The organism is Streptomyces sp. CNX435, assembly GCF_059570575.1.
Genome location: NZ_JCANTA010000019.1, coordinates 88212 through 108144 on the forward strand (window position 1 = coordinate 88212; position 19933 = coordinate 108144).

Consider the following 19933-nt stretch of genomic DNA (forward strand, 5'->3'; position numbering starts at 1 on the left):
TGCGCGCGGCGCGGTAGGGCCGCGACAGCGCGCGGTGGGCAGCGGAGGGGAGCGGATATGGCGGCGAGCAGTCCGTCGGCGCCGGCCGCCGCCGGGGAGCGGCGGGGACCGGCCGGCCTGGGGACGAAGGCGATGGTGTGCGGCATCGTCGGCGTCACGCTCCTGCCCACGGTCTACGGCATGGCGCTCTCGGTGCTGCTGGGCCCGGCGGCGCTGGTGCTGGGGCTGCTCGCGCGCGGCCGGGCGCGGCGCGCCGGGGTGGCCGCGGGGCGGAACGCGGTGATCGGCATCACGACGGGCGCGGTGGCGTTCGCGGTCGCGGCGGTGGTCATCGTGCTGACGCTGGCGGGCGTGATCTTCGCCGGGGACGACGAGGAGGAGAAGCCCGCGGACCGGCGTGAGGGGCCGAGCGTGCAGGTCATGGAGGACCGGTCGGGAACGCTGCCGTGGGCGGGCGGCGGAGCGGGGTGAGCAGGTCCGGCGGGGTGCGGGCGGCTCGTACAGTTGAGCCCATGGACACGGACCGGCGGGACGACGCGGCGGGGCGAGGCGCGCTCCGCGTGGAGGCGGCCCGGGAGCCGGCCGGCCCCGGCCCGGGGGCGGCGCCGGCGGAGGGCCGCGAGGCGGCCGGTACGGCCGGGGCGGCCGGGGCGCCTGGCGCGGTGCGGGCCCCCGCGGACGTGGCGGCGGGCGCTGAGACCGGTGACGCTACGGGCCCGGGGACGCCGGCCCCGGGGACGCCGGCCCCGGACGACGCCCTCCTGCCCGCGCCCGACGGCGGCCCGCCCGTCCCCGTCGCACCCGGCTGGATGCGCCCGCAGCCGGCGACCGGATCGAGTGCGTACGGCCCGAAGCCGTACCTCCCCGGCCCCTACGTCTGGGTGCCGCCCGCCGGGCCGCGCAACGGCGCCGGGATCGCGGCGCTCATTCTCGGGATCATCGGCGCCACGCTCGCGTTCACGCTCCTCCTCAGCCCCCTCGCCGTCATCCTCGGCGGCCTCGCCATCGGCTTCGGCGTCACCGCCGTCCGCCGCGTCCGGCGCGGCGAGGCCCGCAACAGAGCGTCCGGGCTGTGGGGGATCTGGCTGGGCGGCGTCGCGGCCGTGGCGGGCGTGGGCATGAGCATCCTGCTCGTCGTCCTCGCGATCGACCGCTTCGCCCCCGTCTCGCCCGAGACCGACAGCGCGGTCGAGGCCGGCGAGACCATCACGTACGACGACGGGCTGGAGGTGACCCTCGACGCGGAGCCGGCCCCGGGCGACGTCGTGGAGGTACGGGTCCGGGTCGTCAACGGCACCGGCGGGGTGGCGACCCTGGCGAACAGCGAGGTCAGCGCCTACCCCATCGGCTCCGACGCCGCGTACCTGGAGCAGGAGAGCGGCGACGGGCTGCCGCTGACCCTCGCCGAGGACCACGTCGCGGTCGGCACGTACCGCTTCGCCACGGACGGGGGGCTGTCGGAGGTCGAGTTCGAGGTCTCGCCGGGCGGTCAGTACGAGTACGCGTACTGGTGGAAGGACCTCGACGGCCGCACCGAAGAGCGGCCCGCCTGACGGGAACGGCGGCTGACGGATCCGGTGGTGCTGGAGCCGGCGACGCACGCGGCGGCGGCGCTCATCGCGGGCGAGACGGGCGCGGCGGACGGGGCGGGTGGTCCGGAGTGAGCCGGGCCGCGGCGTACGCCGTGAGCCGGGCGGCCCCGTACCAGCCGCCGGCCAGCAGCACACCGGCCACGCACCACCCCGCCAGCACGTCCAGCGGCCAGTGGTACTCCCGCCACACCAGCCCCGCCCCCACTCCGAGCACCACCAGCCCCGCCGCGGCGACCAGCAGCAGTCGCGCGGCGCGGGAGCGGAGCAGCGGCAGCAGGAGCAGCACGGCGGCGCCGTAGGCGACGGCAGCGGTCGCGGAGTGGCCGGAGGGGAAGAAGCCGGCGTAGTCGTCGGCGAGGGGGCCCTTGGGACCCGGCCGGGCCTGGGCGGACTTCAGCGGCATGACGACGGCGGGCAGCACGGCGAACGCCGCGACGGCGGCGAGCAGCGGGACCCGGACGGCGGCGGGGAGGCGGTGCAAGACATGGTGCAGGAGGTGGTGCACGAGGCCGCGGAGGGAGCGGCGTACGCGGTCGGCCGCCGGCCCGGTCCGTACCGGCGTACGCCACAGCGCGTACAGCACCGCCGCCGCCAGTACCGGCAGCGCCACCCACACCCCGCCCAGGTCCGCCAGCAGCTCCGCCCCCGCGGGGGCGTGCCGCGCCAGCGCGGGGCCGGCGCGCTCGTCCAGTTCGCGCACCGGCCCGTCCACCGCGACCTGCCACGCGAGCAGCCCGTACAGCACGCCGCAGCCACACGCAGCCCACACAGCCCACCCAGCCCACGCAGCCCACGCCGCGCCGGGCCGCCGCGCCGGCGCGCGCGCTGGCTCCTGCGCCCGCGCCGGCTCCGGTACCCGCGACGGCGGCCGGCGCGGGTACCGCCGTGCTCGTACCGCCTGCCTCACGCGGTCCGCGAGAGCGCCCCTTCCAGAATGTCCAGCCCCTCGGCCAGCAGATCCTCGCCGATCACCAGCGGCGGCAGGAAGCGCATTACGTTCCCGTACGTCCCGGTGGTCAGCACCAGCAGTCCTTCCGTGTGGCACGCCTTGGCCAGCGCCGCCGTGAGCTGCGGGTCCGGGTCCTTCGTCCCCGGCTTGACCAGCTCGATGGCCAGCATCGCACCGCGCCCGCGGACGTCGCCGATGGCGTCGTGCTTCTCCTTGAGCGCCGTCAGCCTGCTCTTCACGATCTCCTCGATGCGCCGGGCCTTCGCGTTCAGATCCTGCTCGCGCATCGTCTCGATGGCGCCGAGCGCGGCGGCGCACGCCACCGGGTTGCCGCCGTACGTGCCGCCGAGGCCGCCGACGTGCGGGGCGTCCATGATCTCCGCCCGGCCGGTGACCGCCGCCAGCGGCAGGCCGCCGGCGATGCCCTTGGCGGTGGTGATGAGGTCGGGGACGACGCCCTCCTCCTCGCAGGCGAACCAGCGGCCCGTACGGCAGAAGCCGGACTGGATCTCGTCCGCGACGAAGACGATGCCGTTGTCCTTCGCGAACTGCGCGATCCGCGGCAGGAAGCCGGCGGCCGGCACGATGAAGCCGCCCTCGCCGAGGATGGGCTCGATGACGATCGCCGCCACGTTCTCCGCCCCCACCTGCTTGCTGATCACGTCGACGGCCTGCGCCGCGGCCTCCTCGGCGCAGTTCTCGGGGCCGGTCAGCCAGCGGTAGGGATACGCGACCGGGACGCGATAGATCTCCGGGGCGAAGGGGCCGAAGCCGTGCTTGTACGGCATGTCCTTGGCGGTCAGCGCCATGGTGAGGTTCGTACGGCCGTGGTAGCCGTGGTCGAAGACGACGATGGCCTGGCGGCCGGTGTACGAACGGGCGATCTTGACGGCGTTCTCGACGGCCTCGGCGCCGGAGTTGAAGAGCGCGGACTTCTTGGCGTGGTCGCCGGGGGTCAGCTCGGCGAGCTGCTCGCAGACCTCCACGTAGCCCTCGTACGGCGTGACCATCATGCAGGTGTGCGTGAAATCGGCCAGCTGCGCGGACGCGCGTCGGACGACGGCCTCGGCGCTGTTGCCGACCGACGTGACGGCGATGCCGGCGCCGAAGTCGATGAGGCGGTTGCCGTCGACGTCCTCGACGACGCCGCCGGCGGCGCGGGCGGCGAACACGGGCATCACGGTGCCCACGCCCTGGGCCACGGCGCCGTTCTTGCGCGCCATCAGCTCCTGGGACTTCGGCCCCGGGATCGGGGTGACAAGCCGCCGCTCCTGGGGGAGCGCGGCGCCTGCGGTGGCGGAAGCGCTGGTCATGGGGGATCTCCTCCGGGTCCGGACGACGATGGTCTCCCTCGCAGGCTAGGGCCGGGCGCCGGGTGGGGGCATGCTCCGCGGGGGAGCGGTGTGCCGTGTCGCTTTGTCCATGGTGGACAGGGGGCGGGTGAGCCGGGGACGCGCGGCGTACGGCGGCGGGGGCGCGGGCGTGGGGCAGAGGGGCGCGGGTGGGGGCGGTGGGGACCGGTTCACGCCTCCGGGAAGCGGACCGACGTCAGCTTCTCCGGGTTGCGCTGCACGTCGATCGCCGTGATCCGGCCGCTGTCGACCGTGAACGCCGCCACCGACACCTCCCCCTCCGGCCCGTACAACAGCAGCCCCGCCGCCCCGTTGACGGTGACCACGCGCATGGCCCCCGGCGGCAGCGGCCCGCCGCCGAACGAGATCAGCCCCCGCGCCACCCGCCCGGCCCCCCGCACCACCCCGGGGAGCGACGACACCAGACCGCCGCCGTCGCCGCGCCACGCCACGTCCGGGTCGAGCAGCCGCACCAGCCCCTCCAGGTCGCCCCCCTGGCAGGCGGCGGCGAACGCGTGCACCAGCCGCCGCTGCTCCGCGCGCGGGGCGGGCGCGTGCGGCCGGTTCCGCTCGACGTGCCGACGGGCGCGGGAGGCGAGTTGGCGCACGGCGGCCGGGGTGCGGCCGACGACCTCGGCGACCTGGTCGAAGGGCAGCCCGAAGACGTCGTGGAGGAGGAAGGCGGTGCGCTGCGCGGGGGACAGCTCGTCCAGCAGCACGAGCAAGGCCATGCTCACCGACTCGTCGAGCGTCACCTGCTCGGCCGGGTCGGGCGCGACCGGCCCCGGCACGGTCGGCTCCACCAGCGGCTCGGGGAGCCAGGTGCCCACGTACCGCTCGCGGCGGGAGCGGGCGCTGCCGAGCGCGTCGAGCGCGATCCGGCCGACGACGGTGGTGAGCCAGGCGCGCAGGTCCGGTATCGCGCCGGGATCGGGCACGCGGCGCAGCCGCAGCCAGGACTCCTGCACGCAGTCCTCGGCCTCGGCGAGGGAGCCGGTGGTGGTGTACGCGACGCGGAGCAGCCGGGGGCGCTCCTTCTCGAAGGCCCGGGCGAGGCTTTCGTCGTGCGGCACCGTCACCGCCTCCCTTGCCCGAAGACGGCGTCGGCGGTCGCTGTGCGGGGTCCCCCGGAGGTGGTGTTTCTCATGTCTTCAGGACGACGCGGGGGACGGATGTGTGACTCCAGGGGGTGCGGGAGGTAGCGGCCGGCTGATCCGGCGGCTGCCGCGGTGGATACGGCAGGTCTTCACGGGTACGAAAGCCATGAGCCGCTCGGTGACGGTGCGCACCGTGGAGCGGGAGCGCTGGTCGGCCTCGGAGCTGGTGAACACGCTGCCGCCCGGGCACGCGGTGCTGTCCGTGACGACGGTGGGCGGCGAGCGGACGCCTCCGGCGCTCGTCGACTTGCACCACTGAGGCACAATAAGCAGAGCCTTTCATACGGAGCGTCGTAAGGAATCGCGCGAAAGCACGGTCTGAAAGCGGTCGGAGACCTCCGCGACGGTCGGAGGGCGGTGTGGATCGCCGGACTTCGGACGGACGACAGTCGACGGTCGAGCCGGTCGGGGTCGGGCGGGGGACGGTCAGGGTCGGTCGCGTACGATCCGGCCCGGCCGAGGCGGTCGCGCAGACAGTCATGCCCAGTCATGAACCGCACAGCGGCCCCGCGGGCCGCTGCACCAGCCAGAAGCCAGAAGGTGCCATGCCCACGCTCGCCTCGCTCGTCCGCCACCCCACCCTCAAGCTCTCCGTCCGCACCGGCGCCGACGAGCTGGGCGCGGACGTGCGCTGGGCGCACACCAGCGAGTTGGTCGACCCCGCGCCGTACCTCGAAGGCGGCGAGCTGATCCTGACGACCGCGCTGAAGCTCGACGTCGACGACGCCGACGCGATGCACCGTTACGTGCGGCGGCTGGCGGACGCCGGCGTGGTCGGGCTGGGCTTCGGAGCCGGCGTGAACTTCGACACGGTGCCCCAGGCGCTGCTCGCGGCGGCCCGGGAGGCGCGGATGCCGTTGCTGGAGGTGCCCCGGGCGACGCCGTTCATCGCCATCTCCAAGGTGGTCTCGGCGGCCATCGCCGCCGACCAGTACCGGGCGCTGACCCGCGGCTTCGAGGCCCAGCGGGACCTGACGCGGGCGGCGCTCGGCGCGGACGGCCCGGCGACCGTCGTCAGCCGGCTCGCCGCGCACGTGCGCGGGTGGGCGGCGCTGTACGACCCGGCGGGGGAGGTGCTCGCCGTGGCGCCGGGGCGGGCGGCGGCGCGGGCGGAGGCGCTGAAGGGCGACGTGGCGCGGCTGCGGCGGCGGCCGGTGCCGGCGAGCGCGGTGGTGGCGGGGGTGCCGGTCGAGGGCGCGGAGGGAGAGGGGGCGGCGGGAGACGGGGCGGCGGGGGGCGCCGAGGAGACGCCGGAGGGGCGGAGGGCCGGGCCGGGCGACGCGGCCGGCGGTGCCGCGCCGGGGGGTGGCGCGCCGGGCGGCGCTTCGGCGGCGGTGGGCGCGTCCGACCGGGCGGCGGACAGTGCTTCGGCGGATGGGGCTTCAGCGGACGGGGTTTCGACGGACAGGGCCGCGCAGGGTGGTGCCGCGTCGGGCCGGGGTGCCGCCGGTGCGGCCGGTGCCGCCGGTGGCGCCGCGGCCGGCGGGGGTACGTCCGGCGCCGCCGCCCCGGGCCGGGGCGGCCCGCGCGCCGCCGCCGCGCCCGTGGCCGGCCCGGCTCCGCGCGCCGCCACGGCCCGCCCCGCCGACGGCCGGGACCGCACCGAGGACCGCACCGAGGACCGCGTCGAGCTGCAGTCCCTCGGTTCCGGGCGGCGTCGCGGCGGCGTCCTCGCCGTCGGCACCGGCGGCAAGCTCGCCCCCGCCGAGCGCTACGCCGTGCACGCCGCCGTCTCCCTCCTCACCCTCGTCACCGAGCGCTCCAGCGCCTTCTCCGCCGCCGAGCAGCGCCTCGGCACGGCGGTGCTGCGGCTGCTGCTCGCCGGCCAGCCCGACCACGCGCGGTCCGTCGCCGGGCCGCTCTACGGAGGGCTGCTGGACGCGCCCGTACGGCTCCTGGTCGCCGAGGCCGCCACGCCGGTGGCGCCGGCGGGCGACGGGGACCCGGAGCCGCTGCCGGAGGCGCTGGGGGAACTGGCCGACGCGCTCGACGCCGCGGCGGCGGGGTCCGGCGAGTCGTTCCTCGCGGTGCCCGACGCCGGGCGGCTCGTCGTCCTGGCGACGGACGGCGGCGCGGTCGCGGAGGCGGCGGCGCAGCACGCCGCGCGCGTCGAGGCCGCGCACCCGGGCGCGGTGGGGCAGGCACGCGGGTCGGGCACGGGGCAGGGGGCGCTGCCGCTGGTCGCCGGGGTGTCGGCGCCGGCGGGGCCCGCGGTGGTGACGGTGGCGTACAAGCAGGCCGAACAGGCGCTGTCGGTGGCGCGCCGGCGCGGGCGGGTGCTGGTGGAGCACGAGGACGTCACGGCGGGGTCGGTGGTGGACCTGCTGGCGGACGACGCGGTGCAGGCGTTCGCGGACGGCACGCTGCGGGCGCTGCGGGAGCACGACGAGCGGGGCCGGGGCGACCTCGTCGCCTCGCTGCGGGCGTGGCTGTCCCGGCACGGGCAGTGGGACGCGGCGGCGGCCGACCTCGGCGTGCACCGGCACACGCTGCGGTACCGGATGCGGCGGGTCGAGGAGATCCTCGGGCGCTCGCTGGACGACCCGGACACGCGGATGGAGCTGTGGCTGGCCCTCAAGGCTTGACTCGCAACCCTGCCCGGGGGGGCGGGGATTCTGGCCTTCCGTTCCGTTGCTGTGCCGCTATGCGGCACGGTTTTCGGTGGAGAATCCGTGGCTTCCTGGTTCTTCACGTGGTGCCGGAACGGGTCCGGTCTTACCTACGCTCCGCAGGCTGTCACCGCCAAGTCCGGCGGCCTTCTTCACATTGATCGCTGCGTTGATGTCCCGGTCGTGGACGGTGTTGCAGACCGGGCAGGTCCATTCCCGGATGTGGAGGGGTTTGGGTCCGTCTCGGTGTCCGCAGGCCGAGCAGGTCTGGGAGGTCGGTTCGAACCGGCCGATCTTGATCAGGGCACGACCGTACCGGGTTGCCTTGTAATCGAGCATGGCGACGAACTTCGACCAGCCAGCGTCATGGACGGACTTGGCCATGGTGGTGCGCGCCAGAGCCTTGACCGCCAGGTCCTCCACGCCGATCGCTTGGTTCTCGCGGATCAGGCGGGTGGAGAGCTGGTGGAGGAACTCGTGGCGGGCGTCTGTCACCTTCGCGTGGGCGCGGGCGACCTTCAGGCGGGCCTTCTCGCGGTTCTTGCTTCCCTTCTTCTTGCGGGACATGTTGTTCTGGGCCTTCTTGAGTTTCTTCTCCGCCCGGCGCAGGAACCTGGGGGAGTCGATCTTCTCACCGGTGGACAGGACCGCGAAGTGCGTGGGGCCCAGGTCGATGCCGATGGTCTGGTCGGTGGCCGACATGCGAGCGGCGTCGGCGGCCGGATCGGTGTCGATGACGAACGACGCGAAGAACCTGCCCGCGCTGTCCTTGATCACGGTGACCGAGGTGGGGGTGGTGGGCAGGGTGCGCGACCACTTGACTTTAACCGCACCGATCTTGGGCAGGTTCAGCCGGCCGTTGTCGGTGATGGACCAGCGGGCGTTGGCCGTGAAGCGGATCGACTGTCGGGCATCCCTGCGGGATTTGAAGCGGGGAGGGCCGAGTTTCGGGCCCTTGCGGGTGCCTTTGAGGGAGGCGAAGAAGTTGCGGTAAGCCGTCTCGATGTCCCGCAGGGACTGCCGGAGGACGACGGAGGACACCTCGCCCAGCCAGGAGCGCTCCACCGTCTGCTTGGCCTGGGTGATCAGCTTCTTCGACAACTCGGCGGCCTTCGGGTAGGGCAGGCCGGCGGTCCGGGCGTCCTCACGGGCGCGCACCGCGTCGTTGAAGACGACGCGGGCGCACCCGAACGCTCTCCCCAGCGCCATGCGCTGACCGGTGTCCGGGTACAGGCGGAAGCTGTACCGAAGCTGCATGAGGACACCGTAGATACTTGGTTATGGGAGAGATGCAGAAGATCAGAACTGGTCGGCACTGGTGTTCGTGATGCATGTTCATCTGGTTTTCGTGACGAAGTTCCGGCACAGAGTGTTCGCCGATATTCATCTGAGGCGGATGAAGGAGATCAGGCGGTCGACCTGCGTGGATCCGGACGGCCCGCCATGCGAAGTGCGAGGCTAGAGAGCCGTCCCCGTCGTTGTCAGGGGACGGCCATCATTTGATTCATAGTTATTCTCGGGTTGGCCGAAACGCGAGGACCCCCGGGGATCCGTCCCAGGGGTCCTCGCGCGTCTCAGCGCTTCGTCAGAGCGCGTCGAGGCCCGTGAAGACCATGACCTTCTCGTACGTGTAGTCCTCCATCGCGTACCGCACGCCCTCGCGCCCCACGCCGGAGCGCTTCACGCCGCCGTACGGCATCTGGTCCGCGCGGTACGACGGGACGTCCCCGACGATCACGCCGCCGACCTCCAGCTCCCGCTGCGCCCGGAAGGCGCTCTGTACGTCGTGCGTGAACACGCCCGCCTGCAGGCCGTACTTCGAGTCGTTGACCGCCGCGAACGCGGCCTGCTCGCTGTCCGCCCGCTGCACCGTCACCACCGGGCCGAACGCCTCCTCGCCGGAGATCCTCACGCCGCCCGGCACGTCCGTCAGCACCGTCGGCGCGTACGACGCACCGTCCCGCTTGCCGCCGGTCAGCAGCCGGGCGCCCGCGCCCACGGCCTCGTCGACCCACGACTCCAGCCGCCTGGCCGCGTCCTCGCTGACCATCGGGCCGACGTCGGTGGCGTCGTCCGACGGGTCGCCGGTCACCTGCGCCTCGACGGCCGCGACGACCTTGGGCACCAGGCGCTCGTACACCGAGGCGTCGGCGATCACGCGCTGGACGGAGATGCAGGACTGACCCGCCTGGTAGTTCGCGAACGTGCCGATCCGCTGCGCGGCGTGGTCGAGGTCGGCCTCGGAGGCGTAGTCGGCGAGGACGACGGCGGCGCCGTTGCCGCCCAGTTCCAGCGTGACGCGCTTGCCGGGGACGGACTTGAGGATGTCGTAGCCGACCTTGTCCGAGCCGGTGAAGGAGATGATCGGCAGCCGCTCGTCCTGGGTGAGGGAGGGCATGCGGTCGTTCGGCACCGGGAGCACGCTCCAGCTGCCGGCCGGCAGGTCGGTCTCCGCCAGCAGCTCGCCCAGCAGCAGCGCCGAGAGCGGCGTGGCGGGGGCGGGCTTGAGGATGATCGGCGCGCCCACCGCGAGCGCCGGGGCGACCTTGTGGGCGCAGAGGTTCAGCGGGAAGTTGAACGGCGCGATGCCGAGGACCGGGCCGTACGGGAAGCGGCGGGTGAAGGCCAGCCTGCCCCCGCCGCCCGGGTCGGTGTCGAGCCGCTGGCCCTCGCCGCTGCCCCACCTGCGGGCCTCCTCGGTGGCGAAGCGGAACGTGGACACGGCGCGGCCGACCTCGCCGCGGGCCCACTTCAGCGGCTTGCCGTTCTCGGCGGAGATTAGCCGGGCGATCTCCTCGGCGCGCCCGGCGATCTGCTTGGTCACGTGGTCGAGCGCCGCGGCGCGCACGTGCGCGGGGGTGGCGGCCAGCTCGTCCTTCACCGCGTGCGCGGCGGCGACGGCCTCCTCGGTCTGGGCGTCGGTGGGGATGCTCACCGTGCCGACCTTGCGGCCGTCCCAGGGCGAGGTGACGTCTAGGGTGTCCTGGCCGGCCGCCTGCCGGCCGGCGAGCCAGAACGCTTGTGTGGAAGTCACGGCGGATTCCCTCCGGAGAGTCGCGTACCTCTGCTGCCTACGGTAGGCGGTCCGCGGGGCTGGGTGTGTTGTCCGGCGCGTAGCACTCGGCGGGTGCGCCGCTACGCGGCGGCAGGGTGGGCGGCAGGGTGGGCGGCGGAGTGGACGGCGGGGCGGCGGCGCCGGGTGATCTTGTCGTAGGGGCGGCCTACCCTGGGTGGGAGTGCGGGAAGACTTGCGAGTAAGCGCGAGTAAGCGCGAGTAAGCGCGAGAAGGTGCGGGAAGTGCGGGAGATCGTGGGGCGCGCGGGGCGCCCGCAGGGCGTGTTGCACCCGAATGGCGCGCGCGGGGTGGTGTCTTCCGGCCGTATCGGGTACATACGCACAAGTAGCACCGGCTGGTAACACCCCGACTCAGCGGCGAGGTGAGTTCCCTCATGACCGCACCATCCACACGGCCGTCCGTCTCCGAGAAGGAAGCCAGGGAGGTCGCCGAGGCCGCACGCGAGCAGGACTGGCGCAAGCCCAGCTTCGCCAAGGAGCTGTTCCTCGGCCGTTTCCGGCTCGACCTCATCCACCCGCACCCCGAGCCCGCGCCCGCGGACGTGGAGCGCGGCGAGGCGTTCCTCGCCAAGCTGCGCGACTTCTGCGAGACGCAGATCGACGGGGCCGTCATCGAGCGCGACGCGCAGATCCCGGACGAGACCGTGCGCGGGCTGAAGGAGATCGGCGCCTTCGGTATGAAGATCGACCGCAAGTACGGCGGTCTCGGCCTCACGCAGGTCTACTACAACAAGTCCCTCGCCCTCGTCGGCACCGCGAGCCCCGCCGTCGGCGCGCTCCTCTCGGCGCACCAGTCGATCGGCGTGCCGCAGCCGCTGAAGCTCTTCGGCACCGAGGAGCAGAAGGAGGAGTTCCTGCCCCGGTGCGCCCGTACCGACATCTCCGCCTTCCTGCTCACCGAGCCCGACGTCGGCTCCGACCCGGCCCGGCTGGCCACCACCGCCGTCCCCGACGGCGACGGCCCCGACGCCGACTACCTGCTCGACGGCGTCAAGCTCTGGACCACCAACGGCGTCGTCGCCGACCTGCTCGTGGTCATGGCCCGGGTGCCGCCGCGCCCGTCGGACGGAGGGGCCGAGGGGCACAAGGGCGGCATCACGGCCTTCGTCGTCGAGGCCGGTGCCGAGGGCGTCACCGTGGAGAACCGCAACCGGTTCATGGGACTGCGCGGCATCGAGAACGGCGTCACCCGCTTCCACCGGGTGCGCGTCCCCGCCGCCAACCGCATCGGCCCCGAGGGCGCGGGCCTGAAGATCGCGCTGACCACGCTCAACACCGGCCGTCTTTCGCTGCCCGCGCTCTGCGTGGGCGCGGGCAAGTGGTGCCTGAAGATCGCCCGCGGCTGGGGCGGCGCCCGTGAGCAGTGGGGCAGGCCGGTCGCCGAGCACGAGGCCGTCGGCTCGAAGATCTCGTTCATCGCGGGCACGACCTTCGCCCTGGAGGCCGTCCTCGACCTGTCGTCGCAGATGGCCGACGAGGACCGCAACGACATCCGCATCGAGGCCGCGCTCGCCAAGCTCTACGGCTCGGAGATGGCCAGCCTCATCGCCGACGAGCTGATCCAGATCCGCGGCGGCCGTGGCTACGAGACCGCCGATTCGCTCGCCGCCCGCGGCGAGAGGGCGATCCCGGCCGAGCAGATGGTGCGGGACCTGAGGATCAACCGGATCTTCGAGGGCTCGACCGAGATCATGCACCTGCTCATCGCCCGGGAGGCGGTGGACGCCCACCTCAAGGTCGCCGGCGACCTCATCGACCCGCGGAAGAACCTCTCCGAGAAGGCGCGCGCCGGCGCGCGGGCCGGCGGCTTCTACGCCCGCTGGCTGCCGAAGCTGGTCGCGGGCAAGGGGCAGGTGCCGCGGACGTACGGCGAGTTCCACCCGTCCGGGCACCGCGACCTCTCCACCCACCTGCGCTTCGTCGAGCGCAGCGCCCGCCGGCTGGCGCGCTCCACGTTCTACGGCATGTCCCGCTGGCAGGGCCGGATGGAGACCAAACAGGGCTTCCTCGGCCGGGTCGTGGACATCGGCGCGGAGCTGTTCGCGATGAGCGCCGCGTGCGTACGGGCCGAGATGCTGCGCACCGCCGCCGGGCAGGCCGGGCACGGCAAGGAGGCGTACGAACTGGCCGACGTCTTCTGCCGGCAGGCCCGCATCCGGGTCGACGAGCTGTTCGGCCGGCTGTGGACGAACACCGACGACCTGGACGGCCGGGTGGTGCGGCGGGTGCTGGACGACGCGTACACCTGGCTGGAGGAGGGCATCGTGGACCCGTCGGGCGACGGCCCGTGGATCGCGGAGGCCGAGCCGGGGCCGGCGAAGAAGCCGAACGTGCACCGGCCGATCCGGTAGCGGGACGGCAGTCAGGTCGGCTGCCGTGCCACGAACACGGCTTGTTGAAGGGATCTCCTCACCACGCTTGGGTGGCCGTGCCCGGGTGGCGCACCTCACGTCCCCGGGCGAAAATGATCGAAGGCTATCCCTAGCATCCCGATAGGAAATCCCTAGTATCGATGCCTATGGACTTCTCGTGGTCGATGGTCGCGGCCGGAGCCCTCGTCGGCTGCATGGTGGGTCTGACGGGGATGGGCGGCGGTGCCCTCATGACTCCCATCATGGTGACGGTCTTCGGCGTCAACCCCACCCAGGCCATCGGCAGCGACCTCGCGACGTCGGTGTTCATGAAGCCCTTCGGTGCCGCCGTGCACCAGAAGGCCGGCACCGTCCGCTGGGACGTCGTGCGGTGGCTGCTGCCCACCGGGGTACCGGCCGCGTTCTGCGGCGCCTTTCTGCTGCAGTTCCTCGGCGAGGGTGAGGACCTGCAGAGCCGGGTGAAGATCGTCATCGGCGCGGCCCTGCTGCTCGCCGTCACCGGCATGGTGGCCCGGATGTGGCTGGACCGGCGGCGCGCCGCGCGGGACGGTGAGGCGGCCGAGGACGCGCACGTGCCGGTACGACCCGGGGCCACGCTGCTCATCGGGCTCATCGGCGGCCTCGTCGTCGGCATGACGTCGGTCGGCTCGGGTTCGCTGATCATCGTGATGCTGATGCTCGTGCACCCCCGGCTGAAGGCCAACCACCTCGTCGGCACCGACCTCGTCCAGGCCATCCCGATCGTCGCCGCCGCGGCGGCCGGCCACTTCCTCGTCGGCGACGCCAGCCTCGGCCTCGCCTCCGTCCTGCTCGTCGGCGCCATCCCCGGCGTGCTCCTCGGCGCCGTGCTCTCCACCCGCGCCCCCGGCGGCGTGCTGCGCTGGGTGCTGGCGATCATCCTGCTGGCCACCGGGCTGTCGCTGGTACACGTGCCGGAGACCGTCATCGTCCCCGCCGCCGCCCTGCTCGCCGCGTACGCCGTGATCAGCAGCCGCCCGCGCCGCCCGCGGCCCGGGACGGACCCGGCGAAAGCCGCCGGAGCGACCCCGGAGGCCGTCGGTGAACCGGCGGGAGAGCCCCCGGCCGACGGCGTCGGGAGGGCATCTGCTCCGCGCCAAGTCTGAGCGGACACAATGGGGCGATGACCGAGACCTCAGCTGCTCCGCTCGCCGATCCGCACCTGCGCTCCGCGACCGCTGCGACCCCCGCGACCCCCGCGACCGCCGAGGACGGCCCTCGCGAGATCGTCATCCTCGGCTCGACCGGCTCCATCGGCACCCAGGCCATCGACATCGTGCTGCGCAACCCGGACCGGTTCCGCGTCACCGCCCTGTCCGCGGCGGGCGGCCGGGTGGAGCTGCTGGCCGAGCAGGCGCACCGGCTGGGGGTACGCCGCGTCGCCGTCGCCCGCGCCGACAAGGCCGGCGAGCTGCGCGAGGCGCTGGCCGCCCGGTACGGGGCCGGCGAGCCGGCGCCCGAGGTGCTGGCCGGCCCGGACGCCGCCACCGAGGTCGCCGCCGACGAGTGCCACACCGTGCTCAACGGCATCACCGGCTCCATCGGTCTCGCGCCCACCCTCGCCGCCCTCAAGGCCGGGCGCATGCTGGCGCTGGCCAACAAGGAGTCGCTCATCGTCGGCGGCCCGCTGGTCAAGGACGTGGCCCGGCACGGTCAGATCGTCCCCGTGGACTCCGAGCACTCCGCCCTCTACCAGGCCCTGCTCGGCGGCTCCCGCGGCGAGGTGCGCAAGCTGCTCGTCACCGCCTCCGGCGGCCCGTTCCGCGGCCGGACGCGCGACGAGCTGAAGGACGTCACCCCGGAGCAGGCGCTCGCCCACCCGACGTGGGACATGGGCCCGGTCGTCACCATCAACTCCTCCACCCTGGTCAACAAGGGCCTGGAGGTCATCGAGGCACACCTGCTCTACGACGTGCCCTTCGACCGCATCGAGGTCGTCGTCCACCCGCAGTCCTACGTGCACTCCATGGTCGAGTTCACCGACGGCTCCGCCCTCGCCCAGGCCAGCCCGCCCGACATGCGGATGCCGATCGCGCTGGCGCTCGGCTGGCCGGACCGGGTGCCGGACGCCGCGCCCGCCTTCGACTGGTCGACCGCCTCCACCTGGGAGTTCTTCCCGCTCGACGAGAAGGCGTTCCCGTCCGTGCCGCTCGCCTGCCATGTCGGCGCCCTCGGCGGCACCGCCCCGGCGGTCTTCAACGCCGCGAACGAGGAGTGTGTCGACGGCTTCCTCACCGGCAAGTTGCCGTTCCTTGGCATCATGGACACCGTCAGCCAGGTCGTCGCGGAACACGGCACGGACGATCCGGGAACCCGGCTGACGGTCGCGGACGTCCTCGAAGCCGAGACCTGGGCGCGCGCCCGGGCCAGGGAGCTGGCCGGGCTGCCGGCCGACAGCACGACCAACTGACCATGCCCCAGAACGACACAGTGACGGCGAAGGTGCGTACATGACGGCATTCATGACGGTTCTCGGCATTGTCGTCTTCGCCTTCGGACTGCTCATCTCCATCGCCTGGCACGAGCTCGGCCACATGACCACGGCCAAGATGTTCGGCGTCCGGGTCCCGCAGTTCATGGTGGGCTTCGGCCCGACCATCTGGTCGCGGACGAAGGGCGAAACGGAGTACGGCATCAAGGCCATCCCGCTCGGCGGCTACATCCGCATGATCGGGATGTTCCCGCCCGGCGACGACGGTAAGGTCCAGAAGCGCTCGACCTCGCCCTTCCGCGGCATGATCGAGGACGCCCGGGCGGCAGCGTACGAGGAGCTGCAGCCCGGCGACGAGAAGCGGCTGCTGTACACGCGCGCCCCGTGGAAGCGGGTCATCGTGATGTTCGCCGGGCCGTTCATGAACCTGGTGCTGGCCGTCGTGGTGTTCGTCGGCGTCATGATGACGTTCGGCATCGCCACCCAGACCACCACCGTGGGCTCGGTGTCCGACTGCGTGATCAAGGCCGAGGCGGTCGCCCAGAACCCCGACCGCAAGTGCCGGGAGGGCGACCCCGCCGCGCCGGCCAAGGCGGCGGGGCTGCAGCGCGGCGACGAGATCGTGGCGTTCAACGGCCGCCCGATCGACGACTGGGAGACCCTGCAGACCAGCATCCGCGACACCATCGGCCCGGCCACCGTCACCGTCGAGCGCGACGGCAGGCGCGTCGACCTGCACCCCACGCTCACCGAGAACACGGTGAGCAAGAGCGACGGCGACGGCGGCTACGTCGACGGCGAGTACGTGAAGGCCGGCTTCCTCGGCTTCACCCCCGCCAGCGGCGTCGTCAGGCAGGACTTCGGCCAGTCCGTGGACCGCATGGGCGACATGGTCATCAACGGCGTCGACGCGCTCATCGCGCTGCCGTCGAAGGTCCCCGACCTGTGGAACGCGGCGTTCCAGGGCGAGGAGCGCAAGGAGGACTCGCCGGTCGGCGTCGTCGGCGCGGCTCGGGTGGGCGGCGAGGTGCTGAACCTCGACATCCCGCCGGAGCAGCGGGTGGCGTCGATGCTGCTGCTGGTGGCGGGCTTCAACCTGTCGCTGTTCCTGTTCAACATGCTGCCGCTGCTGCCGCTGGACGGCGGGCACATCGCCGGGGCGCTGTGGGAGTCGGTGCGGCGCACGTTCGCGCGGGTCTTCCGACGACCCGACCCCGGGCCGTTCGACGTGGCGAAGCTGATGCCGGTGGCGTACGTCGTCGCCGGGGTGTTCATCTGCTTCACGCTGCTGGTGCTCGTGGCGGACGTGGTGAACCCGGTGAAGCTCACGGGCTGACGCCGGCGGCGGCGCGGGGCGCGGACCACGGCGTACGCCCCCGCCCCGCCGCCTGCCCGCCCCATCGCGGTCTCCCGCGGCGATCCCGGTGTACGGCGCGGTAAACGTACGGTGCCGTTTTGTCGACGAAACCGGTGACCACCCCACCCGCCGGCCGGGGAGCCGCGGACGGGTGCCGTAATCTCGGGTGCGGGGCCCTCGTCCGGCGGGGGCCATGATCCGTACCACAGGGGTTGCCGCCAGATGACTGCCGTTTCGCTGGGAATGCCGTCCGTTCCGCTGAAGATGGCCGAGCGCAGGGCGAGTCGCATGCTGCAGGTCGGCTCCGTCGCCGTCGGCGGAGACGCACCGGTCTCCGTCCAGTCGATGACCACCACCCGTACCTCCGACATCGGCGCCACCCTCCAGCAGATCGCCGAGCTGACCGCGTCCGGCTGCCAGATCGTCCGGGTGGCCTGTCCCACGCAGGACGACGCCGACGCGCTGCCCGTGATCGCCCGGAAGTCGCAGATCCCCGTGATCGCGGACATCCACTTCCAGCCGAAGTACGTGTACGCCGCGATCGACGCCGGCTGCGCCGCGGTCCGCGTGAACCCCGGCAACATCAAGAAGTTCGACGACCAGGTCAAGCAGATCGCCAAGGCCGCGTCCGCCGCCGGCACCCCCATCCGGATCGGGGTCAACGCCGGCTCGCTCGACCGGCGGCTGCTCGCGAAGTACGGCAAGGCCACCCCGGAGGCGCTGGTCGAGTCCGCGCTCTGGGAGTGCTCGCTGTTCGAGGAGCACGGCTTCTCGGACATCAAGATCTCGGTGAAGCACAACGACCCCGTCGTCATGGTCAACGCCTACCGGCAGCTCGCCGCCCGGTGCGACTACCCGCTGCACCTCGGCGTCACCGAGGCCGGCCCCGCCTTCCAGGGCACCGTCAAGTCCGCCGTCGCCTTCGGCGCGCTGCTCGGTGAGGGCATCGGCGACACCATCCGCGTCTCCCTCTCCGCTCCGCCGGTGGAGGAGGTCAAGGTCGGCATCCAGATCCTGGAGTCCCTCGGCCTGCGCGAGCGGCGGCTGGAGATCGTCTCCTGCCCGTCCTGCGGCCGCGCCCAGGTCGACGTCTACAAACTCGCCGACGAGGTCACCGCCGGCCTGGACGGCATGGAGGTGCCGCTGCGCGTGGCCGTCATGGGCTGCGTCGTCAACGGCCCGGGCGAGGCCCGCGAGGCCGACCTCGGTGTCGCCTCCGGCAACGGCAAGGGCCAGATCTTCGTCAAGGGCGAGGTCATCAAGACCGTGCCCGAGTCGAAGATCGTCGAGACGCTGATCGAGGAGGCGATGAAGATCGCCGAGCGGCTGGAGGCGGACGGCGCCGCCTCAGGGGAGCCCGAGGTCACGGTCGGCTGACCCCCGGGCACGGGGCGTACCCACAGGAAGCGGGCGGACGCACCCACAGGTACAGTGCCGCTGTGTTGACGACCACCACCACACGGCTGCTCGAGCCCGCTGAGCTCGACGCCGCTCGCGCCGTGCTCGACCGCGAACCGGTCGCCAACGCGTTCGTCGCCTCCCGCGTCGCCGTCGCCGGACTCGACCCCTGGCGCCTCGGCGGCGAGCTGTGGGGCTGGTACGCGGGCGGGCGGCTGACGTCCCTGTGCTACGCGGGCGCCAACCTCGTGCCGGTCTGCGCCACCCCCGAGGCCGTACGCGGCTTCGCCGAGCGCGCCCGGCGCGCGGGGCGGCGCTGCTCCTCGATCGTCGGCCCGGCCGAGTCCACCGCCGGGCTGTGGTCCCTGCTGGAGCCCGCCTGGGGCCCCGCGCGCGAGGTGCGCGCCCGGCAGCCGCTCATGGTCACCACCTCGATACCCGCGACTGTCGAGCCCGACCCGCTGGTCCGCCGCATCCGCAAGGACGAGATGGACCTGATCATGCCGGCGTGCGTGGCGATGTTCACCGAGGAGGTCGGCGTCTCGCCACTCGCCGGCGACGGCGGGCTGCTGTACCAGGCGCGGGTCGCGGAGCTGGTCGGCGGCGGCCGGTCCTTCGCGCGGGTGGAGAACGGCGAGGTCGTGTTCAAGGCGGAGATCGGCGCGGCGACGCCGCAGGCGTGCCAGATCCAGGGCGTGTGGGTGGCGCCGGAGCACCGCGGGCGCGGGCTGTCGGAGACGGGCCTTGCGGCGGTCCTGCAGTACGCGCTGCGCGAGGTCGCTCCGGTGGTCAGCCTGTACGTGAACGACTTCAACACGGTGGCCCGCGCGGCGTACCGCAAAGTGGGCTTCCGCGAGGTCGGGGCCTTCATGAGCGTGCTGTTCTGAGGGCCCTGCCCGCGGGGCGCACGGGCTGTGCGGGGCTCGCACGGCGTCGTGCCCGCGGCGTTCCGGCACCGTGCCGGGGGCGTGGCCGCGGGGGTGGAACGGCGGCCCGCGAGCGCACGGTAAGGTGCCCAGCCATGGATGACGTCGTCGTCGGCCCCCTCGACCTCGCCGCCCGAGTGGACGACGCGCTCGCCGTGCAGGCCGTCGCCTTCGGGCTCACCGACGACGAGATCGGCGTCCGCCGGCACGTCGTGCTGCGGCACCTGACCAACTCCGGCGCCTGCGCGCTCGGCGCCACCACTGCCACCGGCCGGCTCGTCGGGTTCGTCTACGGCATGCCGAACAACCGCGTCTACTGGTGGTCCACGGTCGTCCAGCCGTACCTGCGCGCCGTCGGCGAGGACCGCTGGCTCGACGACGCCTTCGTCATCACCGAGCTGCACGTGCACCCGGCCTTCCAGCAGCGTGGCATCGGCCGGGAGCTGATCACCCGGATCACCGACACCGTCGCCGAGCCCAGGAGCCTGCTCTCCGCGATCGACGTGGAGAGCCCCGCGCGCCACCTGTACCGGCAGCTCGGGTACCGCGACCTCGCCCGCCGCGTGGTCTTCCCCGGCGCGCCCAGCCCGTACGTGGTGATGGGCGCGGAGCTGCCGCTGCTGCGCTGAGTTGTCCACAAGCTGAGTTGTCCACAAGCTGAGTCGTCCACAACCTGTGGTCCGTCCACAGCTTCGGC

Annotated in this window: 15 protein-coding genes and 1 pseudogene; 11 read left to right on the top strand and 5 right to left on the bottom strand. The window is 73.3% G+C overall.

What is annotated here, in order from left to right:
* The first annotated feature begins 57 nt into the window (after positions 1–57).
* A complete protein-coding gene (locus T328_RS26650; RefSeq protein ID WP_496498716.1) occupies positions 58–471 on the top strand; it encodes a DUF4190 domain-containing protein in 414 nt (137 codons plus the stop codon).
* 41 nt (positions 472–512) lie between these two features.
* Complete coding sequence (locus tag T328_RS26655) at positions 513–1553, top strand: DUF308 domain-containing protein (RefSeq protein WP_496498717.1); 1041 nt, start codon at positions 513–515, stop codon at positions 1551–1553.
* 61 nt (positions 1554–1614) lie between these two features.
* Here T328_RS26655 and T328_RS26660 read toward each other — a convergent pair whose 3' ends face one another.
* The 3 genes from T328_RS26660 to sigJ all read right to left on the bottom strand — a co-directional run bounded on the left by T328_RS26660 (position 1615) and on the right by sigJ (position 4966).
* On the bottom strand, positions 1615–2361 hold the full coding sequence (locus tag T328_RS26660) for a phosphatase PAP2 family protein (protein ID WP_496498718.1): 747 nt from the start codon (positions 2359–2361) through the stop codon (positions 1615–1617).
* A 134-nt stretch (positions 2362–2495) separates the two neighbouring features.
* The gene (gene gabT / locus T328_RS26665; RefSeq protein WP_496498719.1) at positions 2496–3854 is read right to left on the bottom strand and encodes a 4-aminobutyrate--2-oxoglutarate transaminase; all 1359 of its coding nucleotides are present in this window, start codon (positions 3852–3854) and stop codon (positions 2496–2498) included.
* Positions 3855–4063: 209 nt separating this feature from the next.
* Positions 4064–4966, bottom strand: a complete 903-nt coding sequence (sigJ, locus tag T328_RS26670; protein WP_496498720.1) for an RNA polymerase sigma factor SigJ — start codon at positions 4964–4966, stop codon at positions 4064–4066.
* A gap of 127 nt (positions 4967–5093) precedes the next feature.
* On the opposite strand from sigJ, the pseudogene T328_RS26675 reads away from it, so the two are divergent.
* Both T328_RS26675 and T328_RS26680 read left to right on the top strand, forming a co-directional pair.
* A pseudogene (locus T328_RS26675) lies at positions 5094–5309 on the top strand (ATP-binding protein); the annotation flags it as partial.
* A gap of 286 nt (positions 5310–5595) precedes the next feature.
* Positions 5596–7635: a PucR family transcriptional regulator gene (locus T328_RS26680; protein WP_496498721.1), complete on the top strand. Its 2040-nt coding sequence runs from the start codon at positions 5596–5598 to the stop codon at positions 7633–7635.
* Positions 7636–7692: 57 nt separating this feature from the next.
* On the opposite strand, the gene T328_RS26685 is transcribed toward T328_RS26680, so the two are convergent.
* Positions 7693–8916: an RNA-guided endonuclease InsQ/TnpB family protein gene (locus T328_RS26685; RefSeq protein WP_496498722.1), complete on the bottom strand. Its 1224-nt coding sequence runs from the start codon at positions 8914–8916 to the stop codon at positions 7693–7695.
* Between the two features lie 328 nt (positions 8917–9244).
* Entirely contained in the window at positions 9245–10693 is a 1449-nt protein-coding gene (locus tag T328_RS26690) for an aldehyde dehydrogenase family protein (protein ID WP_496498723.1), read from the bottom strand.
* Between the two features lie 415 nt (positions 10694–11108).
* Here T328_RS26690 and T328_RS26695 point away from each other — a divergent pair, with 415 nt between their 5' ends.
* The 7 genes from T328_RS26695 (at position 11109) to T328_RS26725 (ending at position 19865) form a co-directional block, all read left to right on the top strand.
* A complete protein-coding gene (locus tag T328_RS26695) occupies positions 11109–13085 on the top strand; it encodes an acyl-CoA dehydrogenase family protein (protein ID WP_496498724.1) in 1977 nt (658 codons plus the stop codon).
* Between the two features lie 167 nt (positions 13086–13252).
* Positions 13253–14230, top strand: coding sequence for a sulfite exporter TauE/SafE family protein (locus T328_RS26700; protein ID WP_496498725.1), 978 nt, complete (start codon positions 13253–13255; stop codon positions 14228–14230).
* Between the two features lie 17 nt (positions 14231–14247).
* Positions 14248–15534, top strand: a complete 1287-nt coding sequence (gene dxr, locus T328_RS26705; protein ID WP_496498726.1) for a 1-deoxy-D-xylulose-5-phosphate reductoisomerase — start codon at positions 14248–14250, stop codon at positions 15532–15534.
* Between the two features lie 40 nt (positions 15535–15574).
* Entirely contained in the window at positions 15575–16891 is a 1317-nt protein-coding gene (locus T328_RS26710; RefSeq protein WP_496498727.1) for a M50 family metallopeptidase, read from the top strand.
* Between the two features lie 243 nt (positions 16892–17134).
* On the top strand, positions 17135–18289 hold the full coding sequence (ispG, locus tag T328_RS26715; protein ID WP_496498728.1) for a flavodoxin-dependent (E)-4-hydroxy-3-methylbut-2-enyl-diphosphate synthase: 1155 nt from the start codon (positions 17135–17137) through the stop codon (positions 18287–18289).
* Between the two features lie 62 nt (positions 18290–18351).
* Positions 18352–19197 carry a GNAT family N-acetyltransferase gene (locus tag T328_RS26720; protein WP_496498729.1) on the top strand — a complete coding sequence of 282 codons (846 nt, stop codon included), beginning with the start codon at positions 18352–18354 and terminating at the stop codon, positions 19195–19197.
* 134 nt (positions 19198–19331) lie between these two features.
* Positions 19332–19865, top strand: coding sequence for a GNAT family N-acetyltransferase (locus tag T328_RS26725; RefSeq protein WP_496498730.1), 534 nt, complete (start codon positions 19332–19334; stop codon positions 19863–19865).
* The last annotated feature ends 68 nt before the right edge of the window (positions 19866–19933 follow it).